1 protein-coding gene and 1 pseudogene are annotated in these 499 nt (G+C 67.9%); both read left to right on the forward strand.

What is annotated here, in order from left to right; all coding sequences use genetic code 11:
- Nucleotides 1-220, forward strand: a pseudogene (locus ASG00_RS16045) (thioredoxin-disulfide reductase); the annotation flags it as partial.
- Between the two features lie 66 nt (nt 221-286).
- Nucleotides 287-499, forward strand: a 213-nt coding sequence (locus tag ASG00_RS00630; protein WP_056206298.1) for a thioredoxin family protein, incomplete at its 3' end; no start/stop codon positions are given.

Consider the following 499-nt stretch of genomic DNA (forward strand, 5'->3'; position numbering starts at 1 on the left):
CGCCGGCACGGTGTGGGTGGATGGCCGGTCGTCGCGCACGTCCATCACGGGCGTGTTCGCCGCGGGCGACGTGATCGACCCGACCTACCGCCAGGCCGTGACCGCGGCGGGAAGCGGCACGGTCGCCGCCCTCGACGCCGAGCACTTCCTCGCCTCCCTGGACGACGCCGGTGCGCTGGCCGCCGACGCCGACCAGATCGAAGAGCTCCCGGTCGCCTGAGCGACGGGAACAATCCGTTCGCGCACGGCGTTCGAACACTCAGCAGACTTCCTAAGGAGAAACCCCATGACTGCCACCGCCACCAGCTCCAAGACGTGGACCGAAGACGTCCTGCAGGCCGACGGCCCTGTGCTCGTCGACTTCTGGGCCGCCTGGTGCGGTCCGTGTCGCATGGTCGCCCCGATCCTCGACGAGATCGCGAGCGAGCACCAGGGCAAGATCACGATCCTCAAGCTCAATGTCGACGAGAACCCCGACCTCGCGATGAAGTACCAGATC

It is taken from the genome of Microbacterium sp. Leaf351 (assembly GCF_001423825.1).
Lineage (GTDB): Bacteria > Actinomycetota > Actinomycetes > Actinomycetales > Microbacteriaceae > Microbacterium > Microbacterium ginsengisoli.